This is a genomic window from Vibrio sp. D3 (assembly GCF_043995865.1).
GTDB lineage: Bacteria > Pseudomonadota > Gammaproteobacteria > Enterobacterales > Vibrionaceae > Vibrio > Vibrio diabolicus.
This window is the reverse complement of record NZ_CP171887.1, coordinates 1,355,336-1,374,947: the sequence shown is the minus strand read 5'-3', so window position 1 is coordinate 1,374,947 and position 19,612 is coordinate 1,355,336. Positions and strand designations below refer to the sequence as shown.

General features: G+C 43.2%; 16 protein-coding genes and 1 pseudogene. 3 read left to right on the top strand and 14 right to left on the bottom strand.

Features of this window, described 5'->3' with window-relative positions; translation table 11 throughout:
* Nucleotides 1-174: 174 nt before the first annotated feature.
* Nucleotides 175-954, top strand: coding sequence for a RelA/SpoT domain-containing protein (locus ACHFJ9_RS14355; RefSeq protein ID WP_006741655.1), 780 nt, complete (start codon nt 175-177; stop codon nt 952-954).
* A 123-nt stretch (nt 955-1,077) separates the two neighbouring features.
* On the opposite strand, the gene ihfA is transcribed toward ACHFJ9_RS14355, so the two are convergent.
* Nucleotides 1,078-1,374 carry an integration host factor subunit alpha gene (gene ihfA, locus ACHFJ9_RS14350; RefSeq protein WP_005377899.1) on the bottom strand — a complete coding sequence of 99 codons (297 nt, stop codon included), beginning with the start codon at nt 1,372-1,374 and terminating at the stop codon, nt 1,078-1,080.
* A gap of 533 nt (nt 1,375-1,907) precedes the next feature.
* Here ihfA and ACHFJ9_RS14345 point away from each other — a divergent pair.
* A complete protein-coding gene (locus ACHFJ9_RS14345) occupies nt 1,908-2,789 on the top strand; it encodes an AEC family transporter (protein WP_006741656.1) in 882 nt (293 codons plus the stop codon).
* Nucleotides 2,790-3,006: 217 nt separating this feature from the next.
* On the opposite strand, the gene pheT is transcribed toward ACHFJ9_RS14345, so the two are convergent.
* From pheT to thrS, 12 genes and pseudogenes are all read right to left on the bottom strand, one after another.
* On the bottom strand, nt 3,007-5,412 hold the full coding sequence (pheT, locus tag ACHFJ9_RS14340) for a phenylalanine--tRNA ligase subunit beta (protein ID WP_395357229.1): 2,406 nt from the start codon (nt 5,410-5,412) through the stop codon (nt 3,007-3,009).
* 18 nt (nt 5,413-5,430) lie between these two features.
* Nucleotides 5,431-6,414: a phenylalanine--tRNA ligase subunit alpha gene (gene pheS / locus ACHFJ9_RS14335; RefSeq protein ID WP_395357228.1), complete on the bottom strand. Its 984-nt coding sequence runs from the start codon at nt 6,412-6,414 to the stop codon at nt 5,431-5,433.
* Between the two features lie 191 nt (nt 6,415-6,605).
* Nucleotides 6,606-7,781 (bottom strand): hypothetical protein, encoded by a 1,176-nt coding sequence (locus ACHFJ9_RS14330; RefSeq protein ID WP_152812307.1) that lies wholly within the window; start codon nt 7,779-7,781, stop codon nt 6,606-6,608.
* 10 nt (nt 7,782-7,791) lie between these two features.
* On the bottom strand, nt 7,792-8,583 hold the full coding sequence (locus ACHFJ9_RS14325; RefSeq protein WP_005395903.1) for an outer membrane lipoprotein-sorting protein: 792 nt from the start codon (nt 8,581-8,583) through the stop codon (nt 7,792-7,794).
* A gap of 18 nt (nt 8,584-8,601) precedes the next feature.
* Nucleotides 8,602-10,980, bottom strand: a pseudogene (locus ACHFJ9_RS14320) (efflux RND transporter permease subunit).
* A gap of 247 nt (nt 10,981-11,227) precedes the next feature.
* The gene (locus ACHFJ9_RS14315) at nt 11,228-12,016 is read right to left on the bottom strand and encodes a TetR/AcrR family transcriptional regulator (RefSeq protein ID WP_005395898.1); all 789 of its coding nucleotides are present in this window, start codon (nt 12,014-12,016) and stop codon (nt 11,228-11,230) included.
* 488 nt (nt 12,017-12,504) lie between these two features.
* Nucleotides 12,505-13,314, bottom strand: coding sequence for a helix-turn-helix domain-containing protein (locus tag ACHFJ9_RS14310; protein ID WP_006741660.1), 810 nt, complete (start codon nt 13,312-13,314; stop codon nt 12,505-12,507).
* Nucleotides 13,315-13,680: 366 nt separating this feature from the next.
* Nucleotides 13,681-13,998: a heavy metal-binding domain-containing protein gene (locus tag ACHFJ9_RS14305; RefSeq protein WP_005377919.1), complete on the bottom strand. Its 318-nt coding sequence runs from the start codon at nt 13,996-13,998 to the stop codon at nt 13,681-13,683.
* 190 nt (nt 13,999-14,188) lie between these two features.
* A complete protein-coding gene (gene rplT / locus ACHFJ9_RS14300) occupies nt 14,189-14,542 on the bottom strand; it encodes a 50S ribosomal protein L20 (RefSeq protein ID WP_004727974.1) in 354 nt (117 codons plus the stop codon).
* A 40-nt stretch (nt 14,543-14,582) separates the two neighbouring features.
* Nucleotides 14,583-14,777, bottom strand: coding sequence for a 50S ribosomal protein L35 (gene rpmI, locus ACHFJ9_RS14295; RefSeq protein ID WP_005377932.1), 195 nt, complete (start codon nt 14,775-14,777; stop codon nt 14,583-14,585).
* Nucleotides 14,778-14,898: 121 nt separating this feature from the next.
* A complete protein-coding gene (gene infC, locus ACHFJ9_RS14290) occupies nt 14,899-15,399 on the bottom strand; it encodes a translation initiation factor IF-3 (RefSeq protein ID WP_302470007.1) in 501 nt (166 codons plus the stop codon).
* Between the two features lie 54 nt (nt 15,400-15,453).
* Nucleotides 15,454-17,382: a threonine--tRNA ligase gene (gene thrS, locus ACHFJ9_RS14285; RefSeq protein ID WP_395357225.1), complete on the bottom strand. Its 1,929-nt coding sequence runs from the start codon at nt 17,380-17,382 to the stop codon at nt 15,454-15,456.
* Nucleotides 17,383-17,792: 410 nt separating this feature from the next.
* On the opposite strand from thrS, the gene ACHFJ9_RS14280 reads away from it, so the two are divergent.
* Entirely contained in the window at nt 17,793-18,770 is a 978-nt protein-coding gene (locus ACHFJ9_RS14280; RefSeq protein WP_256898979.1) for a DUF3187 family protein, read from the top strand.
* 6 nt (nt 18,771-18,776) lie between these two features.
* On the opposite strand, the gene ACHFJ9_RS14275 is transcribed toward ACHFJ9_RS14280, so the two are convergent.
* Nucleotides 18,777-19,520 (bottom strand): sporulation protein, encoded by a 744-nt coding sequence (locus ACHFJ9_RS14275; RefSeq protein WP_046874834.1) that lies wholly within the window; start codon nt 19,518-19,520, stop codon nt 18,777-18,779.
* Nucleotides 19,521-19,612: the final 92 nt, after the last annotated feature.

Here is a 19,612-nt window from a genome sequence, read left to right as displayed (position 1 = left end):
AAACAGAATAAAGAAAAGAGAAATGGTGATCTAACGCACGATTCCACTCCAAGACAAAACTGAAACCTTGGAATCTTTCGTAATGACCCCATTAATAAGTTAGTACCTGATTTGCCGAACTTAGCGACCTTTATGTTCCCTATTTTCTAAGTACAAGCAAGTTAAGGAGAGTGAATGAGCTTATTTCTTCGTACTACAGCATTGATGCTTTTGGTACTTAGCCGTGCACCGGCATTTGCCGCACTTCCAATTACCCCAGCGCCGAGTGGCGATCAAAATCGTTCAACAAGTCAAAACGAAGTTTGTTCGAAACTCTTTAAACATAGCCTTAGCGGCTTGTATGGTATTCAGTCAATCGACGCAACTCCAACTCAGCCATACACTGACTTCGACATTCTTTACAGCAAAGCTCACCAAGCACAATTTGAGCTTGAAACTATCTGTAAAAGTACCGCACTTCTTAATGATGCTCAGCCATACTTCGCAGGCGTAAAGTCCAAACAACGAGCAGAAGAAAAAATAGCTTTGGAGTTAGATGGAAAAGTCGAACGCATTACTGACCTAGCCCGTGCCACGATTGTTGCTGAAGACGTCGCGAGCTTAGTCTCCATTTATGAAACCTTAGAGCGTGAAACAACAATTGTTAAAGTAAAAAATCGCTTCAAAAAACCTGGTCCTTCAGGCTATAGAGACTTGAACTTACTCGTTCGTTTACCAAAGACAAATCTAGTTGCCGAAGTTCAACTGCACTTAAAAGCCATCGCAGATGTGAAAAGCGGTCCTGAACACGACCTATACGAAAAAATCCAGAAACTAGAACGCCAAGCGATGATGGAGAAACGCGAACTAAGCGAACTAGAACTCGCTTCTATTCGCAACATGCGTGCACAGTCTAAAAACTTGTACCAACAAGCATGGCAACCATACTTAACAACGCACCTAGAAGCAGCGTAATCCATATCATTAAGATATACTCAAAAACAGAAAAACCACCGCATTGCGGTGGTTTTCGTTTATATGCGACACAAGTTTTACGCAAAAAAAAGACCACGCCTTAGCGTGATCCATTTATTCGGCTTACTGTACTTTCTTCAGGTTTTCTACACGAGCTTTTAACTTCTGACCCGGGCGAAAAGTCACTACACGTCGAGCAGTAATTGGAATATCTTCACCGGTTTTCGGGTTACGACCAGGTCGTTCATTCTTGTCACGAAGATCAAAGTTACCAAAACCTGACAGTTTTACCTGTTCGCCACTTTCCAGTGCCTTACGAATCTCTTCAAAGAACACTTCCACCGTTTCCTTGGCGTCCCGCTTACTAAATCCTAATTTATCAAACAGGTTTTCTGCCAGTTCGGCTTTTGTGAGCGCCATAAAACTTTCCTCAAAGCTATGTTAAACAATGCTACGTTAGTGTAGCGCCAGAGCAGTTTTACCCTACCAATTCAACAACATATCGGGGTTACATCAGGAAGTGTATGACAAGCTTATGATTTTCGCCAACTTTTTTCTTGGCGAACAAAAGGAATAGCACTATGTAAATTATTGTTAAACGCCAACATTTTGATATTTTTGTTTTTGTTTTCTCTTTAATAGGAAAAACATCCAGCTGATAAAACTAAAAGTAGTTAAAATATCAACATTAATCACTATTTAATAAAAATATCAGAGATTGGTTATTTAACAGACACTTGACATAGAACTTGTCGTAAATTCAGTGATTTGTATGTAACTCGATACGTAACAATTGAACTAAATGGTATGACCACCTGGCTTTGCAACTGTGCTTAGAAAGCTTGATTAAACCCACGCTTCTCACTGTTCAGCGATGACGCAATATATAAAGGTTGATAATGTGGTTCTTCATGTATCTCCACATTAGCTCCTTACACTTCATCTAGGCGACCATGATTAATCAAATCATAAATATTCTTTTCCCTGTTTTTGCTCTTGTCGGCGTCGGCTATTTGGTAGGTCGTTACATCAAGCCTGACTTTCGTCCAATCAACCGCATTAACATTGAGGTTTTCACACCTGCGCTGGTGTTTTCTTCGCTCGTTAGCATGCCGTTAGACTCGAATCAGGGACCACTCCTTTTTGCAGCAATTGTCGCGGTTTTGGTTCCCGCAATACTCATGATCCCTGTATGTCGATTGACGTCACTGTCGTTTAAAACCTGGGCACCACCACATATGTTTCGCAATAGCGGAAACCTTGCTATTCCTTTGTTTACCTATACGTTTGGAGAAATTGCGCTATCCTCAGCAGTACTGCTATTTGTCGTGTCAGCATGCTTGCACATTAGTTTAGGTGTAATGCTACTTAGTCATGGCAACCCTTTTAAGCAAATAGTCAAGATGCCAATCTTTTTAGCTGCGTCGTTGGCTCTGTTTCTCAACGTGTCAAATGTAGGGGCATGGGCACCTTTATACGAAACGACTGCTCTACTTGGGCAAGCGGCAGTACCCGTGATGCTTTTATCCCTAGGGGCGCAAATGTGTCATTTAAGAGTGGACGGTTTAAAGGTTGGTGTATTGTGTACCGTGCAGTCGCTTGCAACTGGGGCGGTTGCATTTGCACTTATTTATTGGTTAATTCCCCTTCCAACGATGCAATTGCAAATGATGGTACTCTTCACAATGCTGCCACCAGCCGTCATGAATTACCTATTTGCGGAAAGGCTGAATATAGAGCCCATGAAAGTGGCGTCAATGGTACTATTTGGCAACTTTTTCAGTATTCTTACGCTCCCACTTCTGCTTAGCTATACCCTCTCACTCGCCGCCTAGCTGCCAATAAACTTGCGTTAGCGTCTGTTGGCGGAAAAACGATATATGCCAAGTCTCGATTAAGCGTTACCTCGAGTTTGGTTCAGATTTTTGAGGTTGTTGGAGGTGACGTAAACGGCCTAGTACGTGAATCACAATAAGATAATGCTCAACATAAAAAAACCCTGCCGATTTGACAGGGTTTTTAGTTTCTTAAGAGAGATAGTTCGTCTAACGCTTAGTCACGTAGAGACGCACCAAACTTCTCAGAAACGTGAGCAACGATAGCGTCAACCGCACCAGCTATATCTGCATCTTCAAGCGTACGCTCAACTGACTGTAGAGTCAGAGCGATTGCTAGGCTCTTCTTACCTTCTTCAACGCCTTTACCTACGTAAACGTCGAACAGCTTCGCATCTTTAAGGAACTCGCCACCTTGCTCTAAACAAGCATTAACGATGTCACCAGATGCTACCGCTTCGTCCACAACTACAGCGATATCACGACGGTTTGATGGGAATTTAGAAAGCTGAACCGCTTCTGGGATCACTTTACTGTTGATTGCAGACCATTCGATTTCGAATACGATAGTACGACCGTTTAGACCGAACTTACGCTCAAGCTCAGGGTGAACGGTACCGATCACGCCCACTTCTTTGCCATCTACGATGATTGCCGCAGATTGACCTGGGTGAAGTGCTGGGTTAGCTTTTTTGCTTTCAGGTGACAGTGCAGCGAAAGAGTACGCTTTTTCGTTCGCAGATAGCTCTAGAACTGCTTCTAGGTCGCCTTTAAGGTCGAAGAAATCAACAGTGTTAGTTTCGATATCCCAGTGCTCTTCACCACGAGTACCAGCAATAACACCTGCAAGCATAGGCTCTTGGCGCATGCCGTTTTCTGCAGATTCACATGGGATGAAACGTAGGCCGTATTCGAATAGACGAACGCGTGGCTGTTGACGTTTCTGGTTGTGAACAACCGTGTTCAACAGCCCTTGGATAAGACCAAGACGCATTGCTGACATGTCTGCTGAAATTGGGTTTGGAAGCACTAGAGGCTCAACACCAGGTACAACTAGCTTTTGTTGCTCAGGCTCAACGAAGCTGTATGTAATTGCTTCGTGGTAACCACGGTCAACAAGAAGATCACGAACGCGTTTCAGTGGAAGATCCGCTTCAACGTGGTTGTGCATCTTAAGTGCTGCAGCTGGGTGTTGGTTAGGAATGTTGTCGTAACCGTAGATACGGCCAACTTCTTCAATCAGGTCTTGCTCGATAGCAATATCGAAACGCCATGTTGGCGCTACTGCCACCCAACCTTCTTCTGAAGCTTCAACAGTCAAACCTAGGCGCTCTAGGATTTCTACTACGTCAGCATCAGCAATGTGGTGACCTAGTAGGTTGTCTAGCTTCGTACGACGTAGAGCAACTTTGTTTGGCTTAGGTAGGTCTGCTTCAGACTCTACTGCAACAACAGGTGCTACTTCACCGCCACAAATTTCAACAAGAAGCTGAGTTGCACGCTCCATTGCGCTCACTTGTAGTGCGTAATCCACACCACGCTCGAAACGCATTGAAGAATCAGTGTGAAGACCATAGCTACGAGCGCGACCACGGATGTGGTCAGGTGCAAAGAATGCACACTCTAGTAGAACGTCTTTAGTCTCAGTTGTTACACCAGACTCTTCACCACCAAAGATACCTGCGATTGCAAGTGCTTTGTTGTGGTCAGCAACTACTAGTGTATCTGCGTTTAGTTCTGCTTCGCTGCCATCAAGAAGTGTTAGCTTCTCACCTTGCTCAGCCATACGAACTACGATGCCACCTTCGATCTTCGATAGATCGAATGCGTGCATTGGTTGACCTTGCTCTAGAAGAACATAGTTAGTGATGTCTACAACAGGGTCGATAGAGCGAATACCACAACGACGCAGTTTCTCTTGCATCCATAGTGGCGTTTCAGCTTGAACGTTTACGTTCTTAACAACACGACCTAGGTAACGAGGACACGCAGCAGGAGCTTTCACTTCAATAGACACTTTATCGTCGATTGAAGGGGCAACTGCTTCTACTGATGGCTCAGTCACGTCAGCACGGTTTAGTACGCCAACTTCACGAGCTAGACCACGAATGCTGAAACAGTCAGCGCGGTTTGCTGTTAGATCTACGTCTACCGTTACGTCATCTAGACCTAGGAATTCACGGAAATCAGTACCGATTACTGCGTCTTCTGCTAGTTCCATGATGCCGTCTGACTCAACATCAATGCCTAGTTCAGTGAACGAACAAAGCATGCCGTGAGATGGCTGGCCACGTAGTTTCGCTTTTTTGATTTTGAAATCGCCTGGAAGAACAGCACCAACTGTTGCTACCGCTACTTTCAGACCTTGGCGACAGTTAGGTGCGCCACAAACGATGTCTAGAAGCTCTTCTTCACCCACGTCAACTTTAGTAACGCGAAGTTTGTCTGCGTCTGGGTGTTGACCACATTCAACAACGTGACCCACTTTAACGCCAGTGAAAGAACCCGCTACAGGAAGAACGTCGTCTACCTCTAGGCCGGCCATTGTAATTTGATGAGTGAGTTCGTCAGTAGTAACCGCTGGGTTTACCCACTCACGAAGCCATGATTCGCTGAATTTCATGTTGATGAACCCTCTGGATTACTTGAACTGTTTTAGGAAACGAAGATCGTTTTCGAAGAACGCACGTAGATCGTTCACGCCGTAACGAAGCATCGTTAGACGCTCAACACCCATACCGAATGCGAAACCAGAGTATTTTTCAGGATCGATGCCTACACTACGTAGTACGTTCGGGTGAACCATACCGCAGCCTAGTACTTCTAACCATTTACCGTTTTTGCCTTTCACGTCTACTTCAGCTGAAGGTTCAGTGAATGGGAAGTAAGATGGACGGAAACGTACTTCTACTTCTTCTTCGAAGAAGTTACATAGGAAATCGTGCAGGATGCCTTTCAACTGTGCAAAGTTTACGTTCTCATCAACCAGCATACCTTCCACTTGGTGGAACATTGGGGTATGAGTTTGGTCGTAGTCGTTACGGTATACACGGCCCGGAGCGATGAAACGGAATGGTGGTTTACCATTTTCCATCGTACGGATCTGTACGCCTGACGTATGAGTACGAAGCATCAAATCTGGATTGAAGAAGAAAGTATCGTGGTCAGTACGCGCTGGGTGATCAGCGGCAATATTTAGCGCATCAAAGTTGTGGAATGCATCTTCGATCTCTGGGCCAGCTTCGGTGTTGAAACCAAGTTCGCCAAAGAACTTCTCAATACGCTCTACAGTACGAGTTACTGGGTGTAAACCACCGTTTTCAATACGACGACCTGGTAGTGTTACGTCGATTGTTTCTGCTGCTAGTTTCGCTTCAAGCTCTGCACGTTGTAGTGCGTCTTTACGAGCTGCGATAGCTTGCTGAACGACGCCTTTCGCTTTGTTGATTTCTTGACCAGCTTCACGGCGTTCTTCTGGTGGTAGTTTACCTAGGCTTTGAAGTTGAGCAGTTAGCTCACCTTTTTTACCCAGATACTGAACACGCACTTCATCAAGTGCGACTAGCGATTTGGCAGCTTCAATTGCAGTGCTCGCGCTAGCAATGATCTCTTCTAGATGTTGCATCGTTTCCTCATCTACCTGTTGGTAGTGTCCATAAGGGAGTGATTGGTTTTTTGATAGCTGTACATAGTAGCCAAACCGGGCACCAATGCCAAATTGAATTACGAAAAGAAGAGGTTATTGAATAAAAAGAGCACAAAAACGTCAAAAATGTCATCTTTCATTAATCTGACGTTAAGTTGTGCCCTTTTGTTTTAGAAATAGTATTGAATAGATAGCTCGATAAAATCGTCATCTCGGGCGAAATAGAGCAAATCGTTTGGCGTTTCATTTTTGAACAACCAAGCATCAATTTGCCACTTAAAGTTATTCGATATTCGGCTCGAGGCTTCTAACTTGGCATTGTAAACATCGGCGTTATCTAAATCCTTTGTGATTCCCGTCAATAATTCCGTTCCGTCCTCGTCGTTGAGCGCCCAACGAATGCCTGCAAACACATCATTTTGACCGATAGTTTGTGCGTTATTCCCACGACTGTCATAGAGGTACTCACCAATAACCCCCACATCCCAAACCGTGTCAAATGCACCGACGAAGGTATACTCAAAACCCGTCACAAGACCGACATGATTATCAGCACTATCTCGATAAACACTTTCCAGTTTCCATAACCAATCGCCAACGATTCCTTGTACATCGAGACCGACATGACTCATCAGAGCGTAGTAAGGCTTTAATTCCCCGTACTCAAAACGAAAGTAAGGATCCCGGTTTGTTCCATATAAATAGCTCAGGCCTACGTCCCAATCGCCAAGCATTTTCGAATATCGAAAAGCCACATCTACCTGCTTTTCTTCTCTGCTTGATTCATAGATAGCATCATCTGAGACAACAGGTTCGGTTCGCAAGCGCCCGTCAGTACCCGCAAACGTTCGTTCCCTAAAGTAAGGTAATAACATTGCATGGACGGTGCCCCAATCTTTGAATGAGGTAAAATGCAACATCGGCTGACCGAGCTTATCTTCACCATCGACGGCTTCAATGGCGTCTGTCTGGTTTACTACATCAACCAAATGGGCGGATTCCGTCACTCCCCAAAAGACCTTACTAATCCCAACTCGAAGCTCATAATCATCCCAATAAGTCAGATAAAGCGCCTCTCTTATGTCTCCATGACTTCGCTCATCGTCTAGACTATCCAAACGATAGAAAGGTGTGAGGGTAAAGCTCGCATCACCATTTTGCATCTCCCAGTAAAATTCTGGCTGCAAAACCAATGACGTTTGCGCTTTTCTCTGACCCTGAGAGCCAGAATCAAAAAACTGACGATGCTCAATATTGACTTGTCCTGCAAGCTCAACGGCGGCAAGAGGCATCGAGTAAAGAGAGGTTGCTGCGCTAAGCAACAACCCAACATTTGATCGGTTCATTTCTCCTCCACTACCTCACTCGTTTTAACACATTCTTATGAAAATCATTGTCTTCGAGCCCAGTGTTAAAGCGCATTTCACTTGTTGTTAGCTCAGTGCTTTTTCCTGTTTGATGATTTGTCATCGCCATGGTGTGCGCTCGCCAATATTGGTTGAGGTACTGCTTGTAATCTGAGAAAGAAAGCGTTTTTAACAACGACCCTTTGCGATCGTAAAACTCAACTTTCAGTGGGCGATAATGCGCTTTATCTAACCACACCGTTTGCTTGGTATAACCTGAATTTTTGTCTGTAGGGATTTGCTCTATGACGAAAACATCTTGCCCATTTATGGTGTCATCTTTTAAGTAATTGAAACGATATTTTTCGATCTCAAAAGAACTGAGATCCTCATACGCAAATTCACTACCCATAAAAGGGCCTGATTTGTTACGCGAGGAAATACGTTTCACACGCTTCAATGCTGGAAGGTAAAGCCACTGGTCATCGGCACCCACTGTATGAGAGTGGTTGAGAAACGCGGTGCCTTTCACATCTCTTGGTTCATCAAATATTGTGAGTCCTTTGTCACCATCGTCCTCAACTTCGAGTGATTGAAGGCGCATTAAACGTGTGCTGCTTTCTCCTTGTGCGTTCCGCAGAATCATTTTCATAGTAGCAACAGAATCCCCCCACCCTTCATCACGGGCTTTGCGCTCTTGAGCAATTTCTAATCCTTTCGCTTCATCCGCTAACACCGCATGACTCATAAAAAGCGAGACAGAAAGTGCAGATACTTTTAAGGCATTTTTTAGTAAATTCATGTTCAATCCTTTGATTCGTTATGACTGAATAACAGCCGTGGTTTGAGAGTCAGTTGATTTAAGCTTGTTTCGGCGGTCCACCTCGTCGTAGACGCCTTTGTCAAACAACATCAGTAGAGTCGGTAGAAAGATGAAATCCACAACAAGAGCAATGAAGATAACAATTGCACTCAACTGCCCCATATCGGCATTTAAGCGGAAGCTCGACATCGCCAGAACGGAGAAACCAGCAACAAGCACGACAGTCGTAATCCAAAGCGCGCGCCCCACGGTGCGAAAAGCGTAACGAACCGCTTGTTCCGCGCTATGGCCATCTTTACGAGCGTGTTGGTATTTAGAGAGAAAATGAACGGCATCATCAACCACAACGCCAAGCGTCAACGTCACAACAACAGACAACCCCAAATTAATTTCACCAGAAACCAGCGCCCAAATACCAAAACCAATAAGCGCAGGGGCGATATTCGGGACCAGGCTGATTAAACCGAGCTTGAACGAGCGTAAGGCAAAGATCAGTAATGCCGAAATTAAGACCAGAGTGATAGGCAAGGTTGACAGCATGCTAGCCATATTCGTTTCGCCAATATGCGCAAACATCAGTGATGGACTAGAAGCAACAACATCATACTGAGGCGCGTTTTCGTTAAACCATTGGTAAATACGATTTTCCAAATCAACAAGCTCGACGCTGCCCAAGTTCTCCACGGTGAGAACCATCTTGATTTACGACTTATCAACATTAATTTGGTTGTTCAAATCTAAGCCATACGGTAGTGACATTTCATAAAGCAGCAGATATTGAGCTGCTAATTCTCTGTCTTGAGGGAGCGAGTAATAAGCCTGATCATCTCCATGCATGTTCTTGTTTAGACGCTTATAAACATCGCTCAAGGTCGCAACATGGTCCGTTTCTGGCTGCAACCTTAGCCAGTCAGTAAATTTACCCACGGTATTGAGAAAATTAGGATCCGCAATGCCCTGCGATTCGTTAGTTTTTATCGCGATACTGATGTTCGCCATGCCACTGATTCGCTCTTCCATAAAATCAGCCGCTCGACGAAATTCATTGCTATGACCAAAATATTCGACGGATTCATCGTTGACTTTGTTCAGCGGAATCAAACTCGCACTCGCGACAATAACAAGCACCGACAACGGCAATAACGCATGTCGCTTTGACACCACGAAATCCCCTAAGTGATCCATAAAGTGCTTTCTTTCATCAGCAGTGTCTGACTTCACCCTAACAGGAAGGATATGAAGTAACGCCGGAAGTAATGTGATGGAAAGGAAACAAGCAATCATGACGCCAAGGGCTGATAGGTTGCCGAAATCTCTCAGGATTGGAGAATCCGACATATTCATCATTAAAAAGCCGATCGCGGTGGTAATGGAGGTAATCAGGATGGGCATGAAATTGAGCGCAATACTTCGTTCAATAGAATGGGCTTTACTAAAGCCGTTTTGCATAGACTGACGCATCGTCGCTATGATGTGTACACAGTCAGCGACGGCAAGCGTCATCACCAAGGTAGGCACATTAACTGTCGCCGTGCTTAAGAACATACCAGCCCATCCTGATAAGCCCATTGTCACCATAACTGAGCCGATAATAACGATGAGTGTCGCGATGACGCTAAGCAATGAGCGCAACATGAGAGTCAAAAACACCAATATCACTAGTAACATAGTAGGCACTAGCGTCGCGCTGTCATCTTGAGCTGCGGTCATAAACGCGTAGTTCATTGCAATAATACCGGCTTTGTGGAAATCAGTATCCGGGTACACTTGCTGATAACGCTCAATCATTCCGTTTATGTAGGCAACCACTTCTTGTACTTCAGCGGTTTTATCGACCTCAGGGAGTTGGACCGTAATATTCACGACCGTGACATCCCCTTTTTCGGAAATCAGTGAACTTTTCAAAACCGGCTCACTCAACGCAATACTTTTGACTTTCTCGATTCGCTGAGGCGTCAATTCATATTCGCTATACAGTAAATCTTCGACAAGAAGATCATCTTCAAACGCTTCGGTATGCTGGTAGTTAGCAAGGGAATCAACACGGGTGGAGTATGGGACTTGCCACGCCTCGTCAGTGATCTGCTGAATAAGAGATAAGGTGTTAGGAGTAAAAACAGTGCCATTTTTTGGCGCTATGACCAAAGCAAGACTGTCAGATTTTGCAAAGGTAGTCTGAATTTCATCAAACGCAAGTAACTGCTCATTTGTTCCATCAAAAAAGATGTCGTAATCCCCTCTAAAGTAAAGATTTTTTCCTCCAATAGTTGCTATAACAATCAATAAAACGGTAGCAAGCACAACCAACACACTGTAATTCGTTGGTAGCTTGACCCAGCCGATTCGGGCTTGTTGTTGAACGTTGTGATGTGGCATCACACTCTCCTTTTGTGACGTTTCGTCAAATTTAAAAACTAAAAAAAACAGCGAATGCTGTGATAACCAGATAACTTCAACATATAAAAATCAGATCGAATTTATTTGGTTATATAAGTTAGTTTTTGAGTAACTTCCTATACTTCTCGAGATCGGTAACTTGAGTACCAATTTCTATTTTTTTGACGATTCGTCACAATAGTGTAATAAAAAAGCCAACTAAAATATTAGATGGCCTCTATAACGATTAGCGATTCACAGACTCTAAATAAGCAAGCTCTTCGCTGAACAATTCCTGTTCCACTCGACGCCACGTTTTACGGTAATCCCACTCTGTCGATAAAGGTGACCACCCTAAACCATCAAGTAACATATTCGCGTTATGCAGTACTGAGAATGGATCTTGAATTCGCTGAATACATCGACTGTTCGATGCATTTTGCGCTAGAGCGTTTGAACCGAAGGCAATAGACCAGTTAGCAAATACGATGGCATCAGAACCAATTGCGGGAGAGAACTTAAGGTCTCCACATTCCACCGCATTATTCACCAACGCATCAGCACCATCTATTACTTGTTCTTCTAAGTTGTTCAATTCATTCACACGCTTAGGCGAAGCTTTCTCTAGGACCCAAGGCGTCTTTGCAACAATCGCACAGGTTGATAGTACAGGCTCCATACGAGCGTAAATACGATAACCTACATGCATAGCAATGATTTTTTCTCTGGTATTGCCATTGAACTTAGCGGTACGTTCGAAAAATATTGCTTCGCTTCTCAGCGAGTGAATACAAAGCGCAAGAATCACATCTTCTTTGCTGCAAAAATGATTGTAGATCGTTCCCTTCGAGTAAGGGCTTGCCGCTGTGAGCTTGTCCATCGTTAAGTTGGCAAAGCCTTGCTCTTGAACCAGAGACTTAGCCAATTGAATAAGCTCTATTTCACGATCAGCAATCGCCTGTTGTTTTTTAGTTAGCCCTGAAGACGTACGACATCCGTCTTGCTTGCTATCTTTTTTACAGCGAAAGTTAAACATAATCCTTTGATCCGTATACCAACACACTCCCAATAATTGTAACACGATTCTTGAATACAGGAACGCCACTAAATTTGACGAACCGTCATAAATGACACTTCGTCATAATAGATCAAAAAACAAACATTGCAAGTGTGAATTTATAGCTAACCGAAAAATAAGCTTTAATTATATATAACCAAGTAACATCAAGATGCTTGGTTCAGCGAGAATGATTTGATTGTATGGAAAGGCTAGAGTGGAGTGCGGGGACATAACCCCAAAAATCAGAACCTTAAAAATTGGACAACGAGTGATATTGAAATGATGTTATTCAAAAAAGCCCAAAACACTTAAAGTTTGGATTCAAAACAGCAACTGATAGATGCTCTATTTACAAAGTGTGCTCTGTCTTGGGCTTTTCTTTTACTGCTTCCTTTCAATATTAGAGCTGCAAAACTCAATAACATAGTGAGAAAGCGATTCTCTTTAAGTAAAAGACTGAATTTCTAAATCGAGAGGCTTGGTTTATCACCTGCAGATGCAATGGCATAACGAATATCGTCAATAAATCGCCCTTCTGTCTCGATAATTCCATCAGAGAATGTGACTGGTTGATGTGGCCCTGCAAGTAGAACAATATTAGTAAAATCAGAGACGTTGAAGTTCTCTGCCACAACATTTTTGGAATGAAAATCGATAACCGTTTTTGCGACTTGATCTTCCAATTGCAAAAGCTGCTCTTCGGTAATTTTCATTCGTGCCAAAGCCACACGAACGCATTTATCGTGGGTTGTTGTCTGTTCTTTTATGATTTCCGTATATTTATCATTGAGCTTGGAGTTTTCTGCATAGCTGTAATATAACGGCCCGTGCAACGTTATATTTTTATCTTCATCAACGTAAACAAGATCCAATAACTCCAAAGCTTTTAGGTAATCAGACATGCTCTGCTCAGACAAATCATACTTTTTCTTTAAAATGGAATATCCATCTTTGCCTCGCAGCATTCTCAATTCACGATAAAAATCGTAAAGATGGGGAAATTGAAAAAAGACTTCATCTTGCGTACGGCTAAAGTAATCCTCGTCTTCGCCTTGTAATTGATTCGCAAGCTTTTGTAGTTCATCTAACGTGCAATCAACAGCTCTACAATATTCAAGCAGTTTATCCAAAGCGAGATTTGTGCTTGTTAAGTGTCTCTTAAAAGTGGACAGCGGCATGCCCATTTTCTCAGATAGCTCTCGATATGTTAGCCCTTTTGTTTTAATCGCTTGGCGTAATGCGGCTAGCAAGTATTCGGGAGTCAGATCTCTCATCTACAATTCCTTTTGGCAATGTTACAGCTGTATAGTATTTGTAACAATTTAGAACCGCTTGGCAAGGTATAAGTTCATATTTTTATAAGAAAAATATGAATTAATATATCAAAATCAAAATTCACACGATAAATGGAAAATTCAATATGAATTCAATTTCATTATGAATATAAAATGATACACAAAACAAAAGTGAAGCAATTACTCTAAATCATCGCAATTAATTTTAATAGTAACGTAGAGTTGAGAATATAAACCTATTCGCTCTGCAAAAATCTAGAATAATTAACCTAAAAGGAACAGAACGGTAAATGCATAATAATTCACCGCTCTCTATTAGCATTTTTGCACTGCTATTCAAGTAGACTAGTCCGCCAGTTTCACTGCAGTACCAAATGCCAAAATTTCCGAAGAACCATCTACGATTGAGCTCGTGGTAAATCGAATCCCTACAATCGCATCTGCACCTTTAGATTCAGCGTCTGCTACCATGCGCTGTATAGCTATATCACGCGCGTCGGTCATCATTTCCGTGTAACCTCGAATTTCGCCGCCAACAATGCTTTTGATACCCGCCATGAGGTCACGACCGATGTGTTTTGATTGAACAACATTGCCAGTTACAACCCCTCTTATTTCAGAGATCTGCTTGCCCGGAATGCTTTCTGTCGTTGTGTAGATCATTTTTAGTCCCTTATAAACGTAAAATATATACCCAAGCCATTTTATTACCAATAGAGCAGCGATCACTAATCAAATCGGGAAGACTGATAGACAAGATTCTGAATGGAAAAACTGAAAAATATTTGGGTATATATTTTAGCAATAAAAAAGGAGAGCTAATGCTCTCCTTCTCTTAATCCTAAACTGCTAATTAAAGAGCAGCTTTCGCTTTTTCAACTAGAACTGCAAATGCAGCTTTGTCGAATACTGCGATGTCCGCAAGGATCTTACGGTCGATCTCGATAGATGCTTTCTTAAGACCGTTGATGAAACGGCTGTAAGATAGACCATTTTGACGAGATGCCGCATTGATACGTGCAATCCATAGTTGACGGAATTGACGTTTCTTAGCGCGACGGTCACGGTAAGCGTATTGACCAGCTTTAGTAACTGCTTGGAAAGCTACGCGGTAAACACGTGAACGCGCACCGTAGTAACCTTTAGCTTGTTTTAGAACTTTCTTATGACGTGCACGAGCTTGTACACCACGTTTTACGCGAGGCATTATGCTTCTCCTAAACTAAACGATTGATAACTAAAAAGAATTAAGCGTATGGCAACATACGGATTACTGCAGCCACTTCACATTTTGGAAGGATTGCATTCGGACGTAGTTGACGCTTGTTCTTAGTAGTACGCTTAGTCAGGATGTGACGTTTTGTAGCGTGCTTGTACTTAATACCACCAGCAGTTTTCTTAAAACGCTTAGCAGCACCTTTGTTGGTTTTCATCTTAGGCATGATGAATAACTCCGCATTGAGTAGGTTTAATAAACAACGTAATTAGGGCGAACAAAACCCAGCCGTTATGCCTTTATCGAAAGGAAAGCGGCTAGGTTTTAATTACTTGATGAGCCGTTAATTACTTCTTTTTAGGGGCTAGCACCATGATCATCTGGCGACCTTCAATCTTCTTAGGGAAAGATTCAACTACAGCAAGTTCTGCAGTATCTTCCTTAAGACGATTTAGAACGTCAACACCGATGTCTTGGTGTGCCATCTCTCGGCCACGGAAGCGAATTGTTACCTTCACTTTGTTGCCTTCTTCAAGGAAACGCGTCAGGTTGCGTAGTTTTACCTGATAGTCTCCAATATCAGTTCCAGGACGGAATTTTACTTCCTTGATCTGGACCTGCTTTTGCTTCTTCTTCTGCTCTTTAGCAGTTTTGCTCTTCTCGAAGAGGAACTTACCATAGTCCATCACACGACAAACAGGTGGCTCGGCGTTAGGACTGATCTCAACGAGATCCATACCAGCTTCTTCAGCAGCTGCAATGGCTTCTTGAATCGATACAACACCAACTGATTCACCGTCAGCGCCTGTTAGTCGAACTTCACGAATACCACGAATTTCACCGTTGATACGGTGCGGGTTTTGTTTTACCGGCTGTTGGCCACGTCTTCCGCCTTTAATAGCTTATTCCTCCAGATTGAGCTTACGGCTAGAGATCTCGTCTTGGATGTATGCAATAAAATCATCCACTTTAAATTTACCAAGATCTTTACCTTTACGAGTGCGTACTGCAATTTCGCCAGCTTCCATTTCTTGGTCACCAACAACAAGCATATACGGTACACGCTTCAAAGTATGTTCGCGGATTTTAAAGCCAATCTTCTCATTTCTCAAGTCCGCTTTAGCTCTAATTCCACTTTTTTGTAGTTTTTGTACTATTTCTTGAACATAACCTGACTGTTTATCAGTAATGTTCATAAGAACTGCTTGTTCTGGCGCCAACCAAGTTGGGAAGAAACCAGCATATTCTTCGATAAGGATACCAATGAAGCGCTCTAGTGAACCTAGAATCGCACGGTGAATCATTACCGGTACAAGACGTTCGTTATTTTCACCTACATAAGTAGCGCCTAGGCGACCTGGTAGGTTGAAGTCTAGCTGGACAGTACCACACTGCCAAGCGCGGTCTAGACAATCGTATAGTGTGAATTCAATCTTAGGACCGTAGAACGCACCCTCACCTTCTTGAATTTCGTATGGGATATCCATCGACTCAAGAGACAGCTTCAATGCTTCTTCAGATTGATCCCAGATTTCATCTGAACCTACACGTTTCTCTGGACGAGTAGACAGTTTCACTACGATGTTGTCGAAACCAAATGTTTGGTACGTATCGTACACCATCTTGATGCAGTTTGTTACTTCTTCTTGGATTTGGCTCTCAGTACAGAAAATGTGAGCATCATCCTGAGTAAAGCCACGTACACGCATAATGCCGTGTAGTGCACCAGATGGTTCGTTACGGTGACATGAGCCGAACTCTGCCATACGTAATGGTAGATCACGGTACGATTTTAGACCTTGGTTGAAGATCTGTACGTGACCTGGACAGTTCATTGGCTTAATCGCGTATTCACGGTTCTCAGAAGAAGTTGTGAACATTGCATCAGCGTATTTATCCCAGTGGCCAGAGCGTTCCCAAAGAACACGGTCCATCATTAGCGGACCTTTTACTTCTTGGTAACCGTACTCATCTAGCTTAGCGCGGATGAATACTTCTAGATCACGGAAGATAGACCAACCATTGTGATGCCAGAACACCATGCCCGGTGCTTCTTGCTGCATGTGGAATAGGTCTAGTTGCTTACCAATCTTACGGTGGTCACGCTTCGCCGCTTCTTCTAGGCGAGTTAGATGCGCTTTCAGTGCTTTCTTATCGTGGAAAGCCGTACCGTAGATACGTTGAAGCATTTTATTGTCGCTGTTACCACGCCAGTAAGCACCTGCCACATTCAATAGAGTGAAGTGTTGACAGAAGCTCATGTTAGGAACGTGAGGACCACGACACATGTCGATGTATTCTTCATGGTGGTAAAGACCTGGACGATCATCACGAGATACGTTTTCGTCTAGGATTTCCACTTTGTATGGTTCGCCACGTGATTCAAACGTATCACGCGCTTCCTGCCAGCTTACTTTTTTCTTAACAACTTCGTACTTGGTTTTCGCTAGCTCTTTCATACGCTTTTCAATCTTTTCAAGATCTTCTTGCGTTAGAGACTCATCTAGGTCGATATCGTAGTAGAAGCCGTTGTCGATGGTTGGACCAATCGCCATTTTAGCTTGTGGGTAAAGCTGCTTAAGAGCGTGACCAAGAAGGTGAGCACAAGAGTGACGAACGATTTCTAGACCGTCTACTTCATCTTTTACGGTGATGATTTCAAGGCTTGCGTCTTCTTCAATTAGGTCACACGCATCAACGCGGTTACCGTTTACACGACCAGCGATCGTTGCTTTTGCAAGACCAGGACCGATCGATAGCGCAACTTCCATTGTAGATACTGGGTTGTCAAATTGACGCTGACTGCCGTCAGGAAGAGTAATAATAGGCATGCTATGTCCTTTACAGTGGTGTTGCACACCAAGCAACACATGTTATTCAAATTAGAAGCTATTTGTTGAAAATAGTTGAGAGTCAATAAAGGCCTCTCGGTAACACGAATACCGGACCGTTATCGAAAATGGGATTGTACCTAGCTCACATTTAGATTGCAAAGCGCGATTTTGTTTTATCATAAGAACTTAACCTCAGGCCCCGTCACGACAATCTGATGATTATTCTTAAGGGCTCACATCATTTGCAAACGGAGTTACCCCCTCCCAATAGAACTTGAATACACAACTGGTATAATAGTTCCTGATACATATTAACCAACACAGGACCCAGCACACCTAGTTCCACCTCAAAGTGCAATTTAGGTATATAGTTGTTTTATTGAGTAGTTTGCATGTAGGTGTTCATCATGATCTATTTCAAATCTCGCTTTATGTGGCTTCTAAGCACTTCGATATGCTGTGTACCAGCCATGGCATCAAATGACCTGTATGGGCCGCTACGTTCTTACGCACAATCTCCGATGCAAGTGGTTAGCCATACCAATATACTGCGCTCAGGACATAGTCTTCCCTCTGATTTTGTCGAGACCTATGGCTCAGGAACCGTGGCCAGTGTTTGGGCTCATACTGATGAATACGCACTGGATTATTACCACAATCAAATCGAAATAGGCAGCAAGTGGCAAATCAATAGCCGTTGGCAATGGGAACTCAATTATCGGTGGGTTTTTGCCGCTGATAACCATTTAGATGGACTGACTAAAAGCTTCCATAACCTTTTCGGTATCGGACAGAATGGGCGGGATAAAGTAGCCAGAGATCGTTTTTACATTTCAATGCCGCAATATGATGTGCTGGAAGACGACTTCGAAGGACAAACGCTTGCCAACAACTTATCTACTTATTTGCAATATCAAGTGTTTCAGAATGAACATCACGGCCTATCTATTGGTGGCAGCTTATATTTTAATGATGTTGCTCACGGGACTTTTCAAGGCAGTAATTTCGAGCAAGGCTTCCAAATAAATTACAGTTATTTGAGTGACGCCCATGCATTTTACTCGATGGTTGGCATGACTTTTCGCTCAGATGATCGCGCCTTGCTGGATCTACCCTATCGGCATAATACGATTGCCGTTGCAGCTGGGTACCGTTATGCATTGGAAGATAACCACCACCTGATGTTTGAATACCATTGGTATCAAGGCTCGACAGAAGGACCCGCAGAGTTTGCTGATGCCTCTAATGAACTGGTATTAGGCTATCGATATCTAATGGAAAACTCCGCGCTTGAGTTTTTAGCCGTAGAGAACGCACGAAACATGGATAACAGTACCGATATCGCTTTCACAATAGGATATCGGTACATATTCTCATCAAGTTGATGAGAACTATAGATTTAGCGTTGGTGCAACCGCGGCAGCGACTTGAGCATCAGTTGCATTGATCGGCAACGTAAACGAGCGATACTGGTCCCCAGCCAAGCTGAGCGAACGGTCAACCTCCGCCAAACAATGCATGACCTGCCCTTCCAGAATAAAAGAAAGCTCAATTTCTTTTGATGAGATAAAGCCGTTATTTCGGAACTCTAGCTCTTGATAAATTCCAGAGCGAGAAGCAAACGAGCCACCGCGCAAAAAGCCTTTTTCAACATCGGCTTTAACCATAGTGAAGCCAGCTTGCTCGATCGCTTGAATAACCCGAGATGCTACTGGTAGTGGTTTCACTTCAATATAGTCACGGTCACGCGGGTCAATCGCAAAATCAATATCTAACGTCGTTTCAACCCAAACATGGCATTGATTCTTAAGTGCGCTAACCGCAGTAATTGGCGTTTCATCATGCAGTTTTAGCTCAAACGGAATCTGCTTCTCTTCATTAGGTTGAATCACAAAGGGGTCTACCGCCTTCAGCTGATCAATAGTGAACGTTTGGTAACTTACGCTATCATCCACTTCGACTTTCATCTCTGTGTTCAACTTAATAGTAATAGCATCAATTTGTTGTTCGACGTCTCCGCCTTTGATATGAACATGCCCTTTCAGCGTCGCTCCTTGAAACACGCTCATTTCGTCTAAAATCGTATCTACTTTTGCAGAACCGATCCCCAGTGATGCTTTCAATTTTTTAAACATGTTTTTCCTTTTTAGCGACTTTTCTTCTAATAATCGTTTGTTTACACAATTGTTTTATACTCTGCAAGCAATAGACCACAAGAAAATGTTCG